Here is a 20,598-nt window from a genome sequence, read left to right on the forward strand (position 1 = left end):
GCCCTTCCGTGCTCCTTCGAGCGCTCCACCTGCGGCCGGGCGCTTTATGGGGTATGAGTGTTCGCCGTGGTCGATCCCCGATACGACGATTGGGGGCTCCGCTCCGCCAGCGGAGCTATTCCGCCCAGCACCCAGTTCGAGGTCATCGAACCCAAAGGGGGCGAGACCCCCGTGGTCGTCGAGGTCCCCCACGCGGGCCTGTCCCTCGACGCCGAGAGTCTGTCGTTCACGATCGCGCCCGCGCGCAGCATCGCCCGCGACGCCGACCTGCACGTCGACGCCCTCTTCGAGGACGCGCCCGTCGAGGGCGCAACGCTGCTCTACGCCCGCGCGAGCCGCTACGTCGTCGACCTGAACCGCGGCGAGCAGGACGTCGACCACGACGCCGTCGACGGCGGAGGCCGAGCGCCCTGGCCACGCGGCCTCATCTGGCGCCTCACCACGGACAGCGAGCCCATCCTCTCGCGTAGGCTGCCCCGCGCCGAGCTCGAGCGCCGCCTCGACCTCGTGTACCGCCCCTACCACCGCGTCCTCGAACAACTCCTCGCCCGCAAACGCGCCCGGTTTGGCTTCGCCATCCTGCTCTGCGCCCACTCGATGCCGAGCCAGGCCCGGCGCGGTCATGAAAGCGCCGGGGTCGCCCGGGCCGATATCGTCCCCGGCACCCGCGGGCGGACAACCGCCTCCGCCGCGGTGATCGACATGGTGGATCGACACGCGCGCTCTTGCGGCTACACAGTGCGTCACGACGACCCCTATCGCGGTGGATTCTCGACGGGCCACTACGGGACCCCGGCGACCGGCATCCACGCCATCCAGGTCGAGATCTCTCGACGGCTCTACATGGACGAATCTACGTTGCGGACGGATCCACAGGGCTTCCAGAGTGTGCGAGAATTCGCCCGCACCCTTGTCGCCCGCCTCGCCTTCGCCGAAAACCCCACGACGCTCGACGCCCTCCGGGGGTATGCTCCGGGCGGTACCTGATCGACCGCGGGCGATCCAGATGGCCTCTCCAGCGCAGAACATGGACAGCCCGGCCTCGTCGAGGACGGCGACCGCCGGGACGACGAGCAGCGAGCCGCCGCCATCGGCGCGCCGCAGCGACCCCGCCGCCGCAATGGCCCCGAAGGCGCTCGCCGAAGCCGAGCCCGCCGAAGCGCCCGCGAGCGCACCCCGCTCGAAGCCGCGGGAGCTCGCCCTCGTGGCGGACGGCGCAGCGGCCGCGGCGGAGGGCGTGGAAGCCTCCTCCGACGGCGTCGCCGTGAGCGGGGTTTCCCGCAAGGTCGGTTCTCCCGCCGAGACCACGCCCTTCCCGGCGACGTCGGCGACGACATCGTCTCCGCCGCCGTCACTCGCTCCAGCCTCGCCGCGCAGCGAGGAGCGTCCGCGCGAGACGCCGGTCAAGCCGCTGCTCGCGTCCGAGGCGCTGATGGAGGACCTCGCGCCGATCGAGCCCTCGCGGCAGGCCGCGCGGTTCTGGTGCGCCGCCGTGGGCCTCGGCTTCGCAGGGCTCGGCGCGCTTCCGCTCGTGGGGGTGCGTCCCGGCGGTACGGTCGCCGCGCTGCCGTATTTCCTGCTCGGCGGCGTCACGCTCGCAGCCGCGCTCACGCGCGTGAGTTACCGCCATCGCGGCGTGGCCATGCTCGTGCTCGGCATGCTCACGGCCCTCGTGGGCTTCGGCGGATCCGGGCCAGCCGCGGGCATCGCCGCGAACGCGCCTCTCCTCGGCTTCGCGCGTCTGCTCGCCGCGACGACCCTGCCCGCCGCGCTGCTCTTCCGCGCCCGATACCGCGCCTACGCCGGGGCGCGATGGCTGCTCGCCGGCGCATTCCTCTGCGCCCTGCCCTTCGTGCTCCTCACGGTGCTCCGCCTGGCCGCGCTCTCGCCAGAGCTCGCGACGATCGGCTCGTTCGTCGCAATCGTGGTGATCGCCGCAGCACTCGTAGGCTTCATGGGCTCGGAGACGACGGGCGCGGGCACGTACGTGGGCCTCGGCGTGCTCTGCGGCCTCGGCGTGGAGCTCGCGCTGTCGGACCTGAGCCGGCCCGGCGCGTTCGCGACGTGGCAAAACGCAACGAGCACGAGCCTGGCCGCCGTGGCATTCGGAGCCGCAACAGGTCTCTCGGCGCTCGGCCTCTTCCAGATCCTGGCGTGGCGGCTGTCCGACGACGCACGGCGAATCGACATCCACGCGGCAGTCCCAGAGAAGCCGCGGCGGAAGCCCGAGCCGCCCACGACGTCGGACTGGTCGTCGTCGGACTGAGACGACGGAGCAGAGCGGAGCGGGGCGTTGCCCCGCACCCCAGCAGGGGGCTGTCCGCCCCCTGCACCCCGGACCAGGCACGGCCTGGACCGAGGGTGGAAGAACTGCGCTCCGCGCAGTTCTTCCAACGGGCCCGTTGGACCGCGTTGCCCGTCGAAAGGGCAGCGCGGCTGTCTTGGCTGGCAGGGTCGCCCTTGGTCTTGCCACGGCCCGTTCGATGAACTGCGCATCGCGCAGTCCATCGACCCCGGGTCCAGCGCTTGCGCTGGTCCGGGTCCAGGGGTGGACAACCCCTGGTCGGGGTCCGGGGTGAAACCCCGGCGCCACGCTGCAGCCCTCTAGCGCGTCAGGAGCGGCCAAACCCACCCGCTCGACGGCGCCTGCCCTGACGTTGCCTTCTTTGCGACGTCGCCGAGCATCCCCAGCAAGAACCGCGCGAACGATGTGTCGACTGGCATCGTGAACGCGACGTCGTTCTCGCGCTGCGCCACCTGCATCTGCGGCATGGGGCCCATGAGCCCGAGCGACGAGAGCAGGCCCATGAAGCCCGTGAGCTTCTGCAAATCGGCGAGATTCGTCGTCCCGGCCGCCGCCGACGCCGTGTCTGCGTACGTCAGCGATCCGGCGAGGTTCATGCCTGGCGGCTGGAAATTGCCGATCGTCCGTACCTTCTGCAGACCCGTGAGGAACGGCATCTTCTGCGTCGCGGCCTCGACCGTCCCCTGCCCGCTGATGTCGCCCGCGAGCGCGAACGCCGCGTTCGGCGTGTTCAGGAGCTCGATCATCCATGGCGGCACATCGCGCTTGATCTCCGTGGTCCGCAGCCGATCGAGCGCGCGGCGCATGCCCGTCTCGTTGCCCGTGAGCGCCGTGTGCGGCGTGAGCAACACGAAGCCCACGTTCCCCGCGGTGTACAGATCCATGTCCGCGTACCGCGAGCGCACGAGGGGCAGGCCCGAGCTCACCTTCGTGCGCGCCTCGGCCGCGCGGTGGATCGAGGCGACGTCGAAGTTGCCCTGGACCACGGCGCAGAAATCAGCGCCCTGCATCGCGTAGATCCCGCCGTAGAGCCGCGTCACGTCGCGCGACGCGACGAAGTTCGACTCGGGGCCGAGCGGCAAGACTGCCGTGATGATCGAGCCGACGTCCGGGCCGAGGCTCGACTGGAACATCGCTGCCGCGTCGAGGTAGCCGAGCATCACGGGGTTCGTCGGCAAGAGCGCGACGGGATCCCGATCGATCACCGCCGGATCGACCTGCCGGCCGCCGACGAGGACGACGTTCTGGTTCCCGCCCCCGCAGCCGGAGGCACCGAGGGCGAGAAGCGCGGCGGAGAGGGTGAAAGCAAAGAAGCGCGCCGAGGGGGCGCGACGAGCCGCAAAGGTCATGACGTTCGACGACGATCCTCCGCCTCGGTCGTTCTGTGCGCGGGCCGCTCGAGCGGGAAAGAGCCCACGATCTTGAGCATCTTCGCCTCTCGCTTGATCCCCTCGAGGGCGGCGACGAGGTTCCTGTCGGTCACGTGACCGAAGACCTCGACGTAAAACACGTACTCCCAGCCCTCGCCCGGCACGGGCCGCGACTGGATGCGGCGCAGGTTGCAGCTCCGCTCCTTGAAGTGCTGGAGGATCTCGTGCAGCGCGCCCGGCTTGTCGTGCACGCCGAACAGGAGCGCGGTCGCGTCGGAGCCCGAGCGCGGCGCCGGCAAGCGCGAGACCACCCCGTACCGCATGCGCACCTCGCCCTGATCGCCGATGTTCTCCCGCGCCACGCGCACGGGCGCGTCCGGGGCGAGCGCCCCGCGCGGGACGATCGCCCCGCTGCCGTGGTTCTCCGCGGCGAGCTCCAGCGCGACGAACGGCGAACGCACGTCGGAGACCGTCGTCCGCGGGTGGTTCGACTCGAGGTACCGGACCGTGGCCCCGTGATCTTGCGGCGTGACGTGGATCTTCTCGACGTCGCTCGGGTTGCCCGTGGCGTTCGCGAGGACGAGGACCTGCGAGAGCTCGTGCTCGCCGACGAGCTTCAGATCCGCGGCGGCGATGCCCTGGATGGTCGGAAAGATCGGGCCGTCCTCGAGCGACTCGTAGGGCACGACCGCGAACTCGGCGCGCTCGCGGGCGACCTCGTCGAGGGCGCCGAGGACGGTCTCGCCGCGGACGAGCTCGGCGCTCGGGCCGAACTGCTCGCGCGCGGCCATCCAGCCGAAGCCCCCTTCCGAGCCGAGGAACACGACGCGCGGCGCCACCTCGAAGACGCGGCAGGCGGCGTCGATGGCGGCGAAGGCCGTCCGGACCGCGCTTTGCGGAAGCGGCGGCTCGGCTGCTCGTTCGAGAGCGAGCAAGTGTTGCCCGTCTGCGATGGGCGCAAAACGAGCAGTCCCGCTGCGCAGCTTGATGATGTCCTGGGCGACACGCGCGCGCCGCTCCAGCTGGCGGAGCATCTGGTGATCGATCTCCGCGAGCTGCGCACGAAGCTCATCGAGCCGCTTTCTCTCGTCCATACCCCGACAACCTAGCATTCCTCGGACCGACGCGGGGCGGCCTTACCGTACACGCTCGAGGGCTCCGCTCCCGAAAGGAGCTGCGCCCCCAAACCCCCACACGCTCGAGGGCTCCGCTCCCGAAAGGAGCTCTGCTCCCGAGCCACGCGCGTCGGGACGAGAGGCCCACCCGCGCGTGGGGATCGGCTGGATCAGGACGTGGCCGCGGAGGACGTCGAGGACGTGCTCGACGAGCTCTCCGAGGACGAGGTCGACGAGGACGAGCTGCTCTCGGAGCTCGTGCTGCTCTCGGACTTGGACGACGACTTGTTGTTGGACGAGCTGTAGAGGTCGGCGTACCAGCCGCTTCCCTTCAGGATGAAGCCCGTGCCGCGGGAAATCTGCCGTCGGGCGGTTTCCTTGTGGCAGCTCGGGCACTCCTTGAGGGGATCTTCACGAATCGACTGCTCGGTTTCCCACTCGTGAGCGCAGGACGTGCAGGCGTACTCGTAGGTAGGCATAAAGAATACCTCTCGGAAATTCGCCGTGCAGGTACGGCTTCGTTGGACGCCTGTCAAGGCGACGAGGCGATTGCCAGCCATTCTGGCCACCCAGACGCCTGGTGGCTAGCCCTTTCGACTCCACTCCGGACGTCCGACGCCCCGAACGTCGAACACCTTGCCGCGCCCCCCCGGCGGGTGTAACCCTAGCCCTGCGCGATGCGTGGCGGTACGTGGCATTATGTGACGCCATGTGACTGTTCCCATCGCCGGTGACGTCGGATGCGTATTCGCAAGCTCGAGATTGCCGGCTTCAAGTCGTTCGTCGACCGGACGGTGGTCCATTTCGACGTCGACGTCGTGGGCATCGTCGGCCCGAACGGATGCGGCAAGTCGAACATCGTCGACGCCATCCGCTGGTGCATGGGCGAGCAGAGCGCCAAGCACCTGCGCGGCCGGAGCATGGCCGACGTCATCTTCAACGGGTCGGAGTCGCGCGGGCCGCACGGCATGGCCGAGGTCACGCTCACCTTCGACAACACCGACCCCGAGCTCGCCCAGCAGCTCCCGCTCGAATACAAGGACTACGCCGAGATCGCCGTCACCCGCAGGCTCTACCGCGACGGGACGAGCGAGTACCTGATCAACAAGACCCAGGTCCGCCTGAAGGACATCACGGACCTCTTCCTCGGCACCGGCGTCGGCACGAAGGCGTACTCGATCATCGAGCAGGGCAAGATCGGCCTGATCGTGTCGGCCCGGGCCGAGGATCGGCGCATGCTGATCGAGGAGGCCGCGGGCATCACGAAGTACAAGGCCCGGAAGAAGCAGGCCGAGCAGAAGATGGATCAGACGCGGCAGAACCTGCTGCGCATCGGCGACATCGTCTCGGAGATCTCGCGCAGCCTCTCGTCGCTCAAGCGCCAAGCTGCGAAGGCGGAGCGCTACATCGCCTACCGCAAGGAGCTCGAGGACCTCATGCTGCACGAGGCCTCGCACAAGCTGCTCGAGATCATCGTGCTCAGGCAGCGCGAGACGGCCGCGCGGGCCGAGTACGCCGAGAAGGTTCTCGCCTCCCGCACGGCGCTCGCCGCGCGCGACGCCGAGCTCGAAGTGCAGAGGCTCGCCGCGCACCAGACCGAGGAGCAGGCCGAGAAGGCGCAAAACGCGGCGTTCTCCGCCGACAACGACGTGCGCACGTTCCAGGCCGAGCTCGCCCGCGCGAAGGATCGGTTCAAGCACCTCGAAGAGCGCAGGGCCGCGGCGACGGTCGAGCAGCAGGACCTCGAGAAGACGATCGCGGATCTGCGGGTCGAGCGCGCAGAGCTCGAAAAGCAGCTCGAGAACGTGGCGGCCGAGGAGCAGCGCGAGAACCGCGAGGCGCTCGAAGAGCACGAGCGGCTCGAAGAGGTGCGCGCAGGCGAGAAGGAGGCCGAGCAGGAGGCTTCGCGGCTGCGCAAGCAGGCGGCGGACGCGGCGGCGAAGGTCGCGGCGGCCGAGGCGATGCTGACGGGCTACGAGCGGCGCTTCTCGGACATGATGGTGCGCCGCGAGAAGCTCGACGACGAGCACGGGCGGCTCGTCTACGAGCTGGAAGAGCTCGAAAAGAAGCGCGAGGTGCTGGCGGCGCAGGTCGCCGAGATGGCGACGCAGAAAAAGACGTCGATCGAGCAGCGGGCCACGCTCGAGAACGAGGCGAAGACGCTGCGGGAGCAGGCGGTCGCGAGCGATCGCAAGGTCGAGCAGGCGAAGAACGAGCACAACCAGAAGCGCAGCCGTCTGCGCGCGCTCGAAGAGATCCACGCGCGGCTCGAAGGCGTGGGCGCCGGCCCGAAGAGCCTGCTCAAGACGAAGGATCCGTCGATCGTGGGCCTCGTGGCCGATCGGATCGAGGCGCCTTCCGAGCTGCTCCCGGCCTTCGCAGCGCTGCTCGGCGACAAGCTGCAGGCGATCGTCGTGACGAACACGGAGCGCGCGTCGGCGCTGCTCGGCGAGCTCGCAGCGAAGAAGCAAGGGCGCGCGACGCTCGTGCCGGCGCGGCCGCGGTACGTGGCAGGCGGGCCGACGTCGCTGCCGTCGGGCGAAGACGTGGTGGGCACGCTGTTCGAGCGGCTGCGGTTCTCCGCGGAGGACGAGCCGCTCGTGCGAGCGCTCGTGGGCGACGCGGTCGTCGTGCGCACGGCGGAGGCGGCGATCCGGCTGGCGACGTCGGGGGCGACAGTGACGCTCGTCTCGCTCGACGGGATGGTGGTTCGTCCGGATGGAACGGTGAGCGGCGGCGCGGGCGACGCGGTGGCGGCGGGGATGCTGGAGCAGAAGCGGGAGATCCGCGAGCTGCACGACGTCGTGGCGAAGCTCGGCGATCAGGTGACGGCGCTGCTCGAAGCGCAGACGGCCGAGCGGCAGCGCATCGCGGAGCTCACGGCGGCCGTGGACAAGGCGCGGAGCGAGGCGCACACGAGCGAGATCGCGCTCGTGACGGCGGAGAAGGATCTACGTCGCGCGGAGGAGCAGCTCGCGGCGTCGCAGAAGCGGCGCAGCGCGGTCCAGCGGGATCTCGAGGAGATCATGGGCGCGCTGGAGAACGCGGGCGGCGAGCAGGAAGAAGCGCGCGAAAAGCTCGAAGAGGGTCGGCGGCTGCGCGAGGAGGTCGGCGGGAGGCTCGCGACGAGCGAGGAGCTCGCGGCCGAGTGGAAGGAGCGCGTGATCGCGCAGCAGTCGGTGGTGACCGAGCGCAAGGTGCGCCTCGCGCGCGTGCGCGAGCGGGCGACGGCAGCGCGGTCGACGGTGGAGCGGCTCGCGCGGTCGTGCGACGAGCTCAGCGGGCGGATCGCACGGCTCGACGGGGAGCGGACGGACTGCGCAGAGGGCGCGGGCATCGCGGCGGCAACGATGATGCTGTCGCGGGAGAAGCTCGACGACGCGGTGCAGCGGGCGCAGACGGCGCACGCGTCGCTCGAGGATGCGCGGCGCAGGCTCGAAGAAGCGCGGCAGATCCTCGCGGCAAAGGAGGCCGGCCTGAAGGGCCTCCGGCAGGAGCTCACGGACGCCACGGAAAAACTCCGGCAGCACGAGATGGCGCTCGCGCGGCTCGACATCGAGGAGAACCATCTCATCGAGGGCGTGCGCGAAAAGTTCCGCGGGCTCTATCTGCCGACGGTCGTGGGCGACTACCACAAGCGCGCGCCGGTCGATCAGCAGCACCGCGCGCGCATCCAGGAGCTCGGCGAGCTGCTCGATCGCATGGGTCCGGTGAACCTCGACGCGATGCGCGAGTACGCCGAGGCCGAGGAGCGGCACAAGTACTACGCGCAGCAGAAGGACGATCTCGAGAGCGCGCTCTCCGATCTGGAGAAGGCAATCGCGCAGATGAACCGCGAGTGCAAGAAGCTCTTCAAGACGACGTACGACGCGATCAACGCACGCTTCAAGGCGCTCTTCCCGAAGATGTTCCGCGGCGGCGCGGCGGAGCTACGGCTGACGAACCCCGAGGACATGCTGGAGACGGGCATCGAGATCCTCGCGCAGCCGCCGGGCAAGAAGCTCGGCAACATCGAGCTCATGAGCGGCGGTGAGAAGGCGCTCACCGCAGTGAGCCTCATCTTCGCCATCTTCCAGTTCAAGCCCTCGCCGTTCTGCGTGCTCGACGAAGTCGACGCGCCGCTCGACGAGGCCAACGTCGCTCGTTACAACGAGGCAATCCGCTCGATGACGGCGCACTCGCAGTTCATCCTGATCACGCACATCAAGCGCACGATGCAGTCGGTCGACGTGCTCTACGGCGTGACGATGCAAGAGCCAGGCGTGTCGCGCATCGTGAGCGTCAAGGTCAACGAGAACGCGAAATCCTCGAAGGACAAACCCGCCGAGACGGTGGCGGTGGCGTAGTCCCTCTCTTGGGGCCGCCGCGCCGGGGCGCTGCCCCGGGCCCCGCGGGGGCTGTTCGCCCCTCGACCCGAACCAGGGCAAGCCCTGGACCTTCAGGGGAAGAACTGCGCGATGCGCAGTTCTTCCCACAGGCCGGTGGCAAGACCACAGACAGCGTTGCCAGTCACGGCGGTCTTGGCTGGCAGGGTGGTAGCCGGTCTTGACCTGGCCTGTTCGATGACCTGCGCGAAGCGCAGGTCATCGACCCCGGGTCCAGCGCTTGCGCTGGTCCGGGTCCAGGGGCGGACAGCCCCTGGTCGGGCCTGGGGCGAAGCCCCAGCGCAGCGGCCCACGAAGAGACTCAGGTCCCGGCGCGGAAGTGCACGACATCGCCGTCCTTGACGATGTAGTCCTTCCCTTCGAGCCGCATCTTGCCCTGGGCCTTCAGCGCGGCCTCGGTGCGGGCGATCTCCAGGTCCTCGGGCCGGTAGATCTCCGCGCGGATGAAACCTCGTTCGAGATCCGAGTGCACCTTGCCTGCGGCGCGCTTTGCGCTCGTGCCGCGGCGGATGGGCCAGGCGCGACACTCGTCGGGGCCTGCGGTCAGGAAGCTGATGTAGTCGAGCAGGCGGTAGGCCTCGCGCACGAAGACGTTGCGCGCGGGCTCGCCGAGACCGAGTCCTTCGAGGAAATCCTTCTGCTCCTCTGCTGGCAAGGCCGCGATTTCCGCCTCGATCGAGCCGCAGAGTGCCATCTTCACCCACTGCTTGCCGTGCTTCGTCTCGCGCAGGTGCGCGCGGGCTGGATCGTTCCAGGCCTCCTCGGAGAGGTTGTAGAGCGTGATGAGCGGCTGCATCGAGAGCAGCTGGATCCCTGGGCCGAGCGCGCGTAGCTCCTCCTCGGAGAGATCCAGCGTGCGCAGCGGCTCGCTCTTCTCGAGGTGCTCGATCATCTTCGTGTTCACCTCGACCTCGGGACCCTTCTTCGACTCCTTTTTGAAGCGCTCCTTGCGCTTCTCCAGCGTGCCGAGGTCGAGCAGGAGCAGCTCCTCGTCGAACGCCTTCTCGTCGCGGGGTGGATCGGGCGGCGTCGTGAGCGAGGGGTTTTCGAAACCTCGCACGACGTGCACGATCACGTCGGCGTTGCGCATGCCTTGCAGCACTGCGGGCGGGAAGGCGCCGCCCGAGCGCGTCCCGCTGCCGACGTCGACGAACGTGATCTCTGCGAAGGTCGTCTTCTTTGGGCTGAAGATCGAGGCGAGGAAGTCGACGCGCGCGTCGGGCACCTTGATGTTGCCGTAGGCGATCTCGCGCTCCGCCTTGCCGCCGGGCGCGAGTGCCCGAAAGACCGTCGTCTTGCCTGAACCCGGGTAACCGCAGATTCCTACGTGCATCCTCGCCCCTCTTTCCGAAGTCCCCTGCTTCGATCGCGCGCGACGATACCACGCTTGCGGTAGGCTCCCGGCCATGTCCGACAGACCCCGCCTCTCCCCCGACGAGCTCCTCCACGCCACCACCGTCCTGCATGCCGAACCGCGCCCCGTCCGCTTCCAGGACGTCGACGCCGCCGGGATCATCTACTTCGCCCGCGTCCTCGAGTACTTCCACGACGCGTTCCTGAGCCTCCTCCGACGCGCGGGCATCGACCTCGCGGCCATCTTGCGTGAGGGCAAGTGGGGGATGCCGCTCGGACACGCCGAGGCGGATTACCTCGGGCCGATGCGGTTCGGCGACGACGTGGTCGTGGAAATCGTAAAACTCACGCTGAGCGAACGGTCGCTCCACGTGGGGGCGCGGGTGCGTTCGACCGAGGGGCGCGTGCTCGCGATCGGGCAGGCCGTGCACGTGTGCATCGATCGGGAGACGTTCCGGTCGCGGGGCGTCCCCGAGGCGACCGTGGCAGCGCTCACGGCCGTCGGGGCACAGGTGAGAGGCGCGGGCTGAGCTCGCGGATAGCGCGGGCGCGATCGAGCTTGCCCGACGCCGTGAGCGGGAGGGATTCGACGGCGGCGACGAGGCGCGGGCGCTTGTGGGGGGCGAGGCGCGCCCCCGCCTCGGCGACGAGGGCGGCGGCGCGGGCCGGGTCGGGCGGGTCGAGGGCGAGGCCCGCGGCGACGATCTGGCCCCAGCGTTCGTCCGGGACGCCGAAGACCACGGCGCGCGTGACGCCGGGAAGCGCTTCGAGAGCCTGCTCGACCTCGGCCGGGTAGACGTTCTCGCCGCCGGTGACGACGAGGTCGGTGCGGCGGGCGTGGACGAAGAGGCGGCCTTGTTCGTCGAGGGACCCGAGGTCGCCGGTGTCGAAAAATCCGTCCGTGGTGAGCGAGGCGCGGAGGGGCTCGCCGGGGCCGGCGAGGTAGCCGCTCATGAGCGTGGGGCCGCGTACTTGAATGCGTCCGACGTCGCCGGGGGCAGCGAGAGCGCCATCCTCGAGAACGGTGCGCACGTCCACGCCAAGGAGCGCTTTTCCAGATCCTGGCTCGGTGGTCCCGGGGGCGCGGAGGGGCTGGCAGGTCACCTGCGAGCAGGCCTCGGTGAGGCCGTAGGTCGTGAGGGCGAGAACGCGGCGGGCGGCGGCCTCTTCGAGGAGCGCGGGGGGCGCGCCGGCGCCGCCGACGAGGATGAGCCTGAGCGTGGCGAGGGTGCCGTCGCGGTCGGCGTCGAAGAGGGCGCGAAGCATGGTCGGGACGACCGAGAGCAGGGTGACGCGCTCGCGGCGGATGGCGCGGAGGACGGCGTCGGGGTCGAAGCGGGGTTCGAGGACGATGGGCCGTCGAGCCTCGATGCAACGCGTCACGATGGAGAGGCCACCGACGTGAGCGAGGGGCATGCAGGCGAGCCAGCGATCGTCGGGGGTCCAGCCGAGGTTCTTGGCGCTGGCCGCGGCGCTCGCGGCGAAGGCTCCGCGGGAGAGGACGGCGCCCTTGGGGCGGCCCGTCGTGCCCGAGGTGTAGAGGATCGCGAGGGGCGTGGACGGGGTGGAGATCGTCCGCGGAAAGGTTCCTTGTTTCGGTAGGTTGTTGCTTCGGGTGAAAGGCTGAACCTCAAGGTCTGGACGCGCATCCTCGGTGATGACGCGCACCTCCGCATCGGTCAGCCGCGGGTGAATCGGGACGAGGGCGACGCCGAGCTCGATCAGGGCGAGGACGGTGACGACCGTGCCGACGTCACACGTCGTTCGCAACGCGGCGCGGCATCCCGGGCCGAGTCCTTGGGCCGCGAGGGATGACGCGACGCGTTCCACCTGGGCCGCGAGCTCGCCGAACGAGGTCACGCGGCCGTCCTCGATCAGCGCTGGCTCGGTCGCGACGCCAGGCTCCCGGATCGCTTCGAGCACGCTCAGTCCGTCGTGATCCATCGTGTTCGGGCCTCCTCCGAGAAGCCGAGTCCCGGCAGCGCCGCCTCCCGGACCGTGCCCGGTCGTCCCCGCTGGGGAATCGCCATCGCCGGATAGGCCGACAGCCCCGGATGGGGTTCCAGGCCACAAGCGAGCGGCGGCTTGGGCAGGGCGCGCGCGAGCTCGGCGGCCGCGGCGAGGCCGACCGGGCCGTCGGCAAAGTGCGTGACGACGAGATCGAGGCCCGCCGCAGCGCCGATCGCGGCGACGGCGAGGGCACGATCGAGGCCGCCGAGGGCGGCGGGCTTCAGGATGAAGGCGGCGCACCCCTCGGCACGCGCGAGGCGCTCGGCCATGCCCGGCAGGAGCAGGGACTCGTCCGCGGCCCAGGGGACGGCCGCGGGGCCGAGGTCGGGCAAGAGAGCGGCCGGCACGGGTTGCTCGACATAACGAGGCGCGACCTCGGCGAGGCGGGCGAGTTTTTCGTGGGCCTCGGCCACCGTCCAAGCGCCGTTCGGGTCGAGGCGAAGCTCGAACGGCAGCGGTAGGGCATTTCGCAAGGCCCGGAGCGCAGCGAGCTCCCGCTCGAAGCCGGCCTCGTCCCGGGCACGCAGCTTGACCTTGACGGCGTGGAGGCCTGCCTCGGCGACCCCTCGGGCCCGCTCGACGAGGTCGGGCGCCGAGGCGTCGAGCAGGGCGTTCGTGGGCACGACGGCGAGGCGATCCGCGCCGGCGAGGCAGGCCGCCACGGAGAGGCCGCGTCTCCGGCCGACGACGTCGAAGAGGGCCGTCTCCAGGGCGAACCGCGCCGCGGGGTACGGGGCGAGCGCGCGCTCGACGGGCGCCATCGCGGCGGCGACGGCCTCGCGCGGCGGGAGGTCGTCGGCCGTCGTGGCGAGGTCGGGAAACGCCTCGCCGAGGACGACGGCGAGCACCGAGGCGACGTCCGCGCTGAACGGCGGCAACGGGGAAGCTTCGCCGATCCCGAGGCGCCTGTGCTCGTCGCGCAGGCCGAGGCGCACGAACTGGCGGTTCGGCCCGTACGCTGGGTGCGCGGCGCCGCCCAGGATCCGCACGCTACGCTCCCCCGACCACGAGCCCGACGCTGAACAGGACACCGAACAGCAAGAGGAGCATCGCCGTCCGCGCGAGGACCGCGTTCAGCGGACGGCCTTCCCGTGTGGCGAGGGCCCGGAGCAAGCCGAGGCCGAGGGGCAAGGACACGAGCGGCAAGAGCGCCCACGGCGAGCGGCCGAGGCTGGCCACGCAGACGACGGGCGCGGCGTAGGAGGCGGCGAGGAGCGCGGCGTACTCGAGGACGCCGGCGCGCCGGCCGAAGCGAACGGCGAGCGTGCGCTTGCCGGCCTTCACGTCGGTCTCGCGGTCGCGGACGTTGTTGACGACGAGAATCGCGGTCGCGAGCGCGCCCACGGGCACGGCGGCGAGGAAAGCGAGAGGCGGGACGCCGCCGACCTGGACGAAGGCGGTGCCGCAGACGGCCACGAGGCCGAAGAACAGGAAGACGAAGACGTCGCCGAGCCCGTGGTAGCCGAGCGGGTACGGTCCGCCGGTGTAGGCGATGCCGGCGAGGATCGAGGTGATGCCGATGGCGACGATGGGCCATCCACCCACGAACGCGAGGTAGAGGCCGGGGAGCAGGGCGAGCGCGATCGTGACGGCGAGGCCTTTGCGGACCTGGCGCGGGGTGAGCAGGCCCGTGGCGGTGGCGCGCGTCGGGCCGAGGCGCTCCTCGGTGTCGGCGCCTTTTTCGTGGTCGAAGACGTCGTTCGCGAAGTTCGTGGCGATCTGGATGAGGATCGAGCCGAGCAGGGCCGCGAGGGCGGGCAGCGCGCGGAACGAGCCGCTCGCGTGGGCGACGGCGGTGCCGACGGCGACGGGTACGACGGCGGCCGTCAAGGTGGCGGGGCGACAAGCGAGCACCCAGGCGCGGAACGAGCCGGGGCGGATCGAGGGCGCGGATGGGGCGGAAGGCAAGGCCCCGAGGGTCGCGGTCTTTTCGGGGCTCATGAAAGGTCCTCGCGTGCGAGGGCGGCGGAAAGCTCGGTCCGGAAGCGGGTGACACGCGCGCGTCCGTCGTCCGGCGGGACCACGGCCTCGATCAGCGTCGCGCCGGCCGTCCGGAGGGCCTCGACGAACGCGCGACCGAGGGCGTGCTCGGTCGCGACGCGGGCGAACCGAACGCCGAACGCGGCCGCGGCGGGCGCGAGATCGACGGGCTCGTGCATCGTGAAGTATTTATCGAAGCGTTCGACGTCGACGGCGCGGGCGATGGGCAGGCGCTCGAAGATACGGCCGCCCTGGTTCTGGACGACGACGACGACGAGGGGGACCGGGGCACGGCGCGCGAGCGAGAGGCTCGTGAGGTCGTGCAGGACGCTGGTGTCGCCGAGGAGAAGGACGACGGGCCTGCCGGCGACGCTGGCCGCGCCGGCGGCGGAGGCGACGAGGCCGTCGATGCCGCTGGCGCCGCGCTGGTGGAGGACGCCGAGGGGGCTCGGGCGAGGCGGAGCCCAGAGGTCGACGTCGCGGACGGGCAAGCTGTTGCCGACGGAGAAGAGGGCGCCGGCGGGGGAGGCGGTGACGACGATGCGGGCGACGGCGGCCTCGGTGAGGTGGGCCGCGGGGGCGTGGGCCTCGGCGAGGGACCAGACGAGGGCGTCGGCACGGCGGAAGCTCTCGGCCCAGGCGCTCGGCGAGGAGCGGCGCGGAGGGCCGAGGCGCGCGGCGAGGGCGTGGGCCGTCTCGGCGGGATCGGCGAGGACGAGGGCCGTCGCGTCCTGCGAGGGATCGTTCCAGCCGTGGGGCGCGATGACGTACCGCGCGGCGGTCGGGTGTTTTCCGATGTAGTCGGCGTACCCCTGGGACGTGGGGGGCGCGCCCAGTTCGAGGAGGAGGTCGGGGGCATGGCGCGCGGCGAAGGCGGCGTCGCGCAAGAGGGTGTCGAAGGCAGCGCAGGCGACGACGTCCGGCGCGGCGGATCCGAAGCGGACCTGGCTCGTGGTCTCGGCGAGGAGGGGGAAGCCGGTGGCACGAGCGAGCGCGACGGCGGCTTCGCGCAGCGGGGCGTCGGGGCGATCGACCGGCGCAGGGCCGCAGACGATGAGGCCTCGTTCCGTGTGGGAAATGCGCGCGGCGAGGGCTTCGAGGGCCTCGGGCGGCGCCGTGATCCGGGGCGTGAAGACGCGCGTCGTGCCTCGGCGAAGGACGTCGGTGAGGCGCGTGGCTCGAGCGGGCTCGGGCCAAGGCTGAGAAGGCTCGAGCGGCTTGCGGAAGCGCGCGTTGACGTGCACGGGGCCGGGATCGGGGCCGAGGGCGCGGGTCGCGGCGTGGATCGCGACGCGAGCCGGGGCCTCGCGGGGCGCGCCGGGATCGGGAAGGCCGAGCTCCACGAAGAAGCGCACGTGCGCGCCGAAGAGCTTGGTCTGGTCGATGGTCTGCGGCGCGGCGACGTCGACGGCCTCCCAGGGCCGATCGGCCGTGACCAGGAGAAGCGGGACGTGGCTCTGCGAGGCCTCGATCACGGCGGGCATGAAGTGCGCGCCGGCCGTGCCCGAGGTGCAGAGCACGACGCTCGGGAGGCGGGTCACGCGCGCCTGTCCGAGCGCGAAAAAGGCCGCGGCCCGCTCGTCGACCGCCGTGTGGATCCGCAGGCCCTCGGTGACGTCGGCGGCGAGCGCGAGCGGCGTGGAGCGTGAGCCCGGACAAACCACGACGTCACGCACGCCGGCTGACGCGAGCGCAGCCATGAAGGTCTCGGCCCAGGCGAGGTGATCATTTGGACTCATACGATCCCCAGGGCCGCGAGCATGGGAGCTTGTTTCGCGCGGGTCTCGGCGTACTCGGCCGGCGGATCCGATCCCTCGACGATCCCGGCGCCCGCGTAGAGCCAGGCCTCGTCCTCCGAGACGAGCCCGGCCCGGATGGCGACCGCGAAGTCACCGTCCCCGGCGGCGTCGAACCATCCGACGGCGCCCGTGTACCAGCCGCGCGCGTCGGGCTCGTGCGTGGCGATCCACGCGGTCGCGTGATCACGCGGCGTGCCCGAGACGGCCGGCGTCGGGTGCAAGGCCTCGACGAGCGCGAGCACGTGCGTGTCGTCGCGAAGGTCGCCGCGGATCGGCGTCCACAGGTGGTGGACGTTGGGCAGGCTGCGGATCGTGGGCGTCTCGGGGACGTCGAGCGAGGCGCAACGAGGGCCGAGCACGGACGCGATGGATTCGACGACGAGCGCGTGCTCGCGTCGCTCCTTGGGGTTCGCGAGGAGCGCGCGCACGAGCGACGCATCGTCGGCGCCGCGTCGCACCGTGCCAGCGAGCCCGTCCGTGGTAACGACGCGGCCACGGCGCGAGACGAGCCGCTCGGGCGAGGCGCCGAGGAAGACACGCTCTCCGCGCTGCACGGCGAACCGCGTGGTCTCGGCGTAAGCGTCGGCGATCCGCGCGAGGGTGGCACGCGCGTCGAGCGGGCGAGCGGGGCAGATGCGGCTCGTGGCGACGGGGACGACCTTGTCGATCTCGCGCGCACGGATGGCGTCGAGCGCCTCACGCACGAGCGAGCAGAAGGCCTCGCGGCTCGTCCCTTCGATCCGCGCCCCCTCCCCTGCCCCATGCGAAAGCGCATCCTGCGCAGGCCGCGCCGCGATCACGAAGGCCGCCTCGATCGACGCGAGCTCGGCTTCGATGGCAGGACGCTCCGACGCGAGATCCTCGTCACGCACCAGAAGCCAAAGCCACGCCTCGCCTGCGCGGGCCACGTAGATCCACCGCGCCAAGGAAAAACTCGCATCCGCGAACGAGGTCCACGGCGGCTCGTGATGCGCCTCGGTCCGGAAGGACAAACCCCCGACGAACCGCGGCCCCGGCGCGCTACCGGCATCTGCATCACGCTCCTCGCGCAGCGACGCGAACAACTTCCGCGCCGCGCTCGTGACCTGCACGAGCCGCTCGGGCCCGCTCCCTTCGACCCGCGCGATCTCACCGAAGCCGACGATGCCGAGCGGCTCCTCGCCGTCACGCGGAGAGGCCTGGAACAGCACGATCGGCGCGGCAGACGCGCACGCGGCGACGAGCCGGGCCGCGGGCACGACCGGCGCGGGGGCCACGACGGCCACGATCTCCCCGGCCGATCCCGCTCCTCTCCTCGTGGCCCGCGAGAGCCGCGCGAGGAGGTCTGTCCCGAGGCCCGAAGACACTTACGCCTCCTCCCGCCGCGACCCTTCCCCGAGCGGCGTGCCCACGAAGAGATGCGCGACGCCGAACGTGAGCGGCGAAGCTTCGAGCACACGGAGCCCCGCCTCCTCCATCATCCGGCCGAAGACGTCGGGCGGCGGAAACACCTCGATCGAGCGCTGCAGGTAGCGGTACTCCTTCGCCCCCGAGAGCGCCGCGCCGATGCGCGGGACGATCTCGTGCACGTACGTGCGCGCGAGCAGGCCCATCACGCCGGCCCGAGGCTCCGAGAGCTCGAGGATCACGACGCGCCCGCCCGGCCGCGTGACGCGCGCCATCTCGCGGAGCGCTTTCGCACGATCGGGGACGTTGCGGATCCCGAACGCGATGGCCACGCCGTCGACGCTCGCGTCCTCGAACGGCAAGGCCTGCGCGTCGCCGATGCGCAGCGTGACGCGACCTTCGAGCCCGGCCGCCGCGAGCTTGTGCGCGCCCTCGGCCAGCATGCCGCTCGACGGATCGAGGCCGATCACCGTGGCATCGGGGTACGACTTCGCGATCGACATCGCGAGATCCGCGGTCCCCGTGGCGAGATCGAGCACGCGCGCGCCTGGACGCAGCGCGAGCGCCTCGACCGCGCGGCGGCGCCAGCCTTGATCCATCCCGAGCGAGAGGATCCGGTTCAGGAGGTCGTAACGCGCCGCGATCGCGTCGAACATCTCGCCGCTGCCTGCGCGCGGAGCCTTCGTCGATACCTCGCTCATCGTCCCACCTCGCTTCGCGACCCGTTCAGCGCGGGCGGCGGATCGGTGACCTGCACGTTGTTCTTGCGCTCGTGCAGGCGCATGTGACCTCGCTGGATCCCCTCCCCCGCGAGCGCGCGCAGCGCCGCGAGGTTCGACGCGAGCCCCACCGACGCGAGGGCCACGGCGAGCTCGCCCGCGTTCGACGCGCCCAGCATGTCGAGCGCCGCGCGCACGCCCGGATGCGCGCTCGACAAGCCGCCCGCCGTGCCCACCGCGAGCGGCAGCTCCGCCTCGCCGACGAGCCCGCCGGGCTTGCGCTTCCACGTGCTGAGCGGCCGGTATTGCCCGCGGTGCGCGGCGAACGCGTGCGCGCCCGCCTCGATCGCCCGGAAATCCTGCCCGAGCGCGATCGCGGCCGCGTCGAGCCCGTTCATGAAGCCCTTGTTGTGGGTGACGGCGCGGAAGACATCGAGCTCGGCGAAGCGGCTGGCGCGCGCGATGCCGTCCGCGAGCTCCGCTCCGCCCACGTCCTCGTCGCGCACCTCCGCGCGCACGCGCACGAGCCGCCGGAGCGGCAAGTTCGTGAGGATCCGGAGCCCCATCGTGCCGCCCGCGATCTCGTGCACGGTGGGCGCCATGGCCTCGGCCACCGTGTCGACCGTGTTCGCGCCCATGCAGTCGCCCACGTCGACGTGCACGTGGAGCACGATCACACCGAGCGCCTCGTCGAGCACCCGCGCGTCGAGATCACGCACGCCGCCGCCTCGCGCCACCATGCGCGGGATCGACGCATCGCCGAGGGCGCAAAGCCGTGATCGTGCTTCGAGGATCCGCTCACACGCCGCCGTCGGTTCGGGCACGTCGTCGAGCTGGATCTGGGCCGTCATGATCGGTGGATCCGCCTCGCCGAAGAACCCGCCCGACGCGCGCACCATCCGCGCCGCGTTCGACGCCGCGGCCACGACGCTCGGCTCCTCGACGGCCATGGGCACGAGGATGTCGCGTCCGTTGATCACGAAATTCAGGCCCACGCCGAGCGGGAGCGCGTGCGTCGCGATCACGTTCTCGCTCATGCGATCGGCCACCGTGACGTCGAGTGATCCGCCCCGCGCGAGGTGCGCGAACGAGGCGTCGTCGACGGCGCCCATCTCCCGCAGCACGACGAGGCGCGCCTCGGGCGATCGCTCGTAGAACTTGCTGAGACGGCTCGTGATCGCGCGCGTCATCGGGCCTCCCCTGTCGAGACGAGACGGCCGAGCAGCGAGCCGAGCTCGCCGAGCGGCACCGCCTGCGGGCCGTCCGAGAGCGCCGACGCGGGGTCCGGGTGCGTCTCGATCATGAGCCCCGCCGCGCCCGCCGAGAGCGCCGCGCGGCCGAGCGGCGCGACGAGATCGCGCCTGCCGAGGCCATGCGAAGGATCCACCACGACCGGCAGCCGATGCACGTACCGGAGGAGCGCCACGGCCCCGATGTCGAGCAGGTTCCGCGTCGAATCGTCGAAGCCGCGGATGCCTCGCTCGCAGAAGATCACACCCTTCGCGCCGTGCGAGAGCAGGTACTCGCCCGCGAGCAGCCACTCCTCGATCGTCGCAGCCATCCCGCGCTTCAAGAGCACCGGCTTCTCCGTCTTGCCGATCGCCTTGAGCAGCGAAAAGTTCTGCATGTTGCGCGAGCCGACCTGCACGAGATCCGTGTAACCCGCGACCGTCGAGACGTGGCCCTCGCCGAGCGCCTCGGTCACGACCCGCATCCCGGTCGCATCGGCCGCGCGCCGCACCCATTCGAGCGCGACGTCGCCGTGGCCCTGGAACGCGTACGGGCTCGTCCTCGGCTTGAACGCACCGCCGCGGATGAACGCGACGCCGAGCGACGAGAGCACCGAGGCCGTCTCGCGCACCTGCGCCTCGGATTCGAGGCTGCACGGGCCGCACATGAAGACCGGTTTGTCCGCGCCGACAGGGAGGCCGCCGACGTCGACGACCGGGCCCTGCGCCGACACCAGCGGGTGTGCGGGCTTCGGCGTCGTCACCTCGGCGACGCCGTCGATCCGGGCGAGATCCTCGGGATCCGCCGGCTGCGAATGCGGCGCGATGACGTAATGCACGGCGCCGCCAGACGTACTGCGCTCCACGCGCGAGACCCAGAGCCCCCGCCCCGTCAGCTCCCTGAGCACGTTCGCCGCGTCGGCGCCGCTCTTCAAGGACACGATCAT

At 71.1% G+C, this 20,598-nt stretch carries 16 protein-coding genes and 1 pseudogene; 5 read left to right on the plus strand and 12 right to left on the minus strand.

The window, feature by feature from the left end; translation table 11 throughout:
• The first annotated feature begins 66 nt into the window (after positions 1–66).
• Together QHF83_RS01845 and QHF83_RS01850 are read left to right on the plus strand one after the other, a co-directional pair.
• The gene (locus QHF83_RS01845; RefSeq protein WP_282415996.1) at positions 67–987 is read left to right on the plus strand and encodes an N-formylglutamate amidohydrolase; all 921 of its coding nucleotides are present in this window, start codon (positions 67–69) and stop codon (positions 985–987) included.
• 40 nt (positions 988–1,027) lie between these two features.
• Positions 1,028–2,266 carry a hypothetical protein gene (locus QHF83_RS01850; protein WP_282415997.1) on the plus strand — a complete coding sequence of 413 codons (1,239 nt, stop codon included), beginning with the start codon at positions 1,028–1,030 and terminating at the stop codon, positions 2,264–2,266.
• Positions 2,267–2,604: 338 nt separating this feature from the next.
• Here the strand turns inward: QHF83_RS01850 and QHF83_RS01855 are convergent, their stop codons facing one another.
• Together QHF83_RS01855 and QHF83_RS01860 are read right to left on the minus strand one after the other, a co-directional pair.
• Positions 2,605–3,654: a hypothetical protein gene (locus QHF83_RS01855; protein ID WP_282415998.1), complete on the minus strand. Its 1,050-nt coding sequence runs from the start codon at positions 3,652–3,654 to the stop codon at positions 2,605–2,607.
• Positions 3,651–4,769, minus strand: a complete 1,119-nt coding sequence (locus tag QHF83_RS01860; protein WP_282415999.1) for a prephenate dehydratase domain-containing protein — start codon at positions 4,767–4,769, stop codon at positions 3,651–3,653. Before QHF83_RS01860 ends, QHF83_RS01855 begins: the two co-directional genes overlap by 4 nt.
• 198 nt (positions 4,770–4,967) lie before the next feature.
• On the opposite strand from QHF83_RS01860, the gene QHF83_RS01865 reads away from it, so the two are divergent.
• Complete coding sequence (locus QHF83_RS01865) at positions 4,968–5,096, plus strand: hypothetical protein (RefSeq protein ID WP_282416000.1); 129 nt, start codon at positions 4,968–4,970, stop codon at positions 5,094–5,096.
• 26 nt (positions 5,097–5,122) lie between these two features.
• Here the strand turns inward: QHF83_RS01865 and QHF83_RS53430 are convergent.
• A pseudogene (locus QHF83_RS53430) lies at positions 5,123–5,350 on the minus strand (zinc ribbon domain-containing protein); the annotation flags it as partial.
• A gap of 180 nt (positions 5,351–5,530) precedes the next feature.
• Between QHF83_RS53430 and smc the strand changes: the two are divergent.
• A complete protein-coding gene (gene smc / locus QHF83_RS01870) occupies positions 5,531–9,136 on the plus strand; it encodes a chromosome segregation protein SMC (protein WP_282416001.1) in 3,606 nt (1,201 codons plus the stop codon).
• Between the two features lie 340 nt (positions 9,137–9,476).
• Here the strand turns inward: smc and QHF83_RS01875 are convergent, their stop codons facing one another.
• On the minus strand, positions 9,477–10,508 hold the full coding sequence (locus tag QHF83_RS01875; protein WP_282416002.1) for a DUF933 domain-containing protein: 1,032 nt from the start codon (positions 10,506–10,508) through the stop codon (positions 9,477–9,479).
• 73 nt (positions 10,509–10,581) lie between these two features.
• On the opposite strand from QHF83_RS01875, the gene QHF83_RS01880 reads away from it, so the two are divergent.
• A complete protein-coding gene (locus QHF83_RS01880) occupies positions 10,582–11,058 on the plus strand; it encodes a thioesterase family protein (protein ID WP_282416003.1) in 477 nt (158 codons plus the stop codon).
• Here QHF83_RS01880 and QHF83_RS01885 read toward each other — a convergent pair.
• Genes QHF83_RS01885 through aroF form a run of 8 tightly spaced genes read right to left on the minus strand, consistent with a single transcriptional unit; the run spans position 11,021 to position 20,598 of the window.
• On the minus strand, positions 11,021–12,472 hold the full coding sequence (locus QHF83_RS01885; RefSeq protein WP_282416004.1) for an AMP-binding protein: 1,452 nt from the start codon (positions 12,470–12,472) through the stop codon (positions 11,021–11,023). The two genes, QHF83_RS01880 and QHF83_RS01885, sit on opposite strands and share 38 nt — an antisense overlap.
• The gene (locus QHF83_RS01890; protein WP_282416005.1) at positions 12,454–13,527 is read right to left on the minus strand and encodes an enolase C-terminal domain-like protein; all 1,074 of its coding nucleotides are present in this window, start codon (positions 13,525–13,527) and stop codon (positions 12,454–12,456) included. The genes QHF83_RS01885 and QHF83_RS01890 overlap by 19 nt, the downstream gene beginning before the upstream one ends.
• A gap of 1 nt (position 13,528) precedes the next feature.
• On the minus strand, positions 13,529–14,479 hold the full coding sequence (locus tag QHF83_RS01895) for a 1,4-dihydroxy-2-naphthoate polyprenyltransferase (RefSeq protein ID WP_282416006.1): 951 nt from the start codon (positions 14,477–14,479) through the stop codon (positions 13,529–13,531).
• Positions 14,476–16,257 (minus strand): 2-succinyl-5-enolpyruvyl-6-hydroxy-3-cyclohexene-1-carboxylic-acid synthase, encoded by a 1,782-nt coding sequence (gene menD, locus QHF83_RS01900; RefSeq protein WP_282416007.1) that lies wholly within the window; start codon positions 16,255–16,257, stop codon positions 14,476–14,478. Before menD ends, QHF83_RS01895 begins: the two co-directional genes overlap by 4 nt.
• Positions 16,254–17,663, minus strand: coding sequence for an isochorismate synthase (locus tag QHF83_RS01905; RefSeq protein WP_282416008.1), 1,410 nt, complete (start codon positions 17,661–17,663; stop codon positions 16,254–16,256). The genes menD and QHF83_RS01905 overlap by 4 nt, the downstream gene beginning before the upstream one ends.
• On the minus strand, positions 17,664–18,404 hold the full coding sequence (gene ubiE / locus QHF83_RS01910) for a bifunctional demethylmenaquinone methyltransferase/2-methoxy-6-polyprenyl-1,4-benzoquinol methylase UbiE (RefSeq protein WP_282416009.1): 741 nt from the start codon (positions 18,402–18,404) through the stop codon (positions 17,664–17,666).
• Positions 18,401–19,612, minus strand: a complete 1,212-nt coding sequence (locus tag QHF83_RS01915; RefSeq protein ID WP_282416010.1) for a hydroxymethylglutaryl-CoA reductase, degradative — start codon at positions 19,610–19,612, stop codon at positions 18,401–18,403. Before QHF83_RS01915 ends, ubiE begins: the two co-directional genes overlap by 4 nt.
• On the minus strand, positions 19,609–20,598 hold the full coding sequence (gene aroF, locus QHF83_RS01920; protein ID WP_282416011.1) for a 3-deoxy-7-phosphoheptulonate synthase: 990 nt from the start codon (positions 20,596–20,598) through the stop codon (positions 19,609–19,611). The genes QHF83_RS01915 and aroF overlap by 4 nt, the downstream gene beginning before the upstream one ends.

The organism is Polyangium sp. 15x6 (assembly GCF_029960785.1).
GTDB lineage: Bacteria > Myxococcota_A > Polyangia > Polyangiales > Polyangiaceae > Polyangium.

Bases quoted from the DNA above. Each gene is read 5' to 3' on its own strand.
- QHF83_RS01850 (WP_282415997.1), top strand. From the start codon at position 1,028: ATGGACAGCCCGGCCTCGTCGAGGACGGCGACCGCCGGGACGACGAGC.
- QHF83_RS01855 (WP_282415998.1), bottom strand. From the start codon at position 3,654: ATGACCTTTGCGGCTCGTCGCGCCCCCTCGGCGCGCTTCTTTGCTTTC.
- QHF83_RS01860 (WP_282415999.1), bottom strand. From the start codon at position 4,769: ATGGACGAGAGAAAGCGGCTCGATGAGCTTCGTGCGCAGCTCGCGGAG.
- smc (WP_282416001.1), top strand. From the start codon at position 5,531: ATGCGTATTCGCAAGCTCGAGATTGCCGGCTTCAAGTCGTTCGTCGAC.
- QHF83_RS01875 (WP_282416002.1), bottom strand. From the start codon at position 10,508: ATGCACGTAGGAATCTGCGGTTACCCGGGTTCAGGCAAGACGACGGTC.
- QHF83_RS01880 (WP_282416003.1), top strand. From the start codon at position 10,582: ATGTCCGACAGACCCCGCCTCTCCCCCGACGAGCTCCTCCACGCCACC.
- QHF83_RS01885 (WP_282416004.1), bottom strand. From the start codon at position 12,472: ATGGATCACGACGGACTGAGCGTGCTCGAAGCGATCCGGGAGCCTGGC.
- QHF83_RS01895 (WP_282416006.1), bottom strand. From the start codon at position 14,479: ATGAGCCCCGAAAAGACCGCGACCCTCGGGGCCTTGCCTTCCGCCCCA.
- menD (WP_282416007.1), bottom strand. From the start codon at position 16,257: ATGAGTCCAAATGATCACCTCGCCTGGGCCGAGACCTTCATGGCTGCG.
- ubiE (WP_282416009.1), bottom strand. From the start codon at position 18,404: ATGAGCGAGGTATCGACGAAGGCTCCGCGCGCAGGCAGCGGCGAGATG.
- QHF83_RS01915 (WP_282416010.1), bottom strand. From the start codon at position 19,612: ATGACGCGCGCGATCACGAGCCGTCTCAGCAAGTTCTACGAGCGATCG.
- aroF (WP_282416011.1), bottom strand. From the start codon at position 20,598: ATGATCGTGTCCTTGAAGAGCGGCGCCGACGCGGCGAACGTGCTCAGG.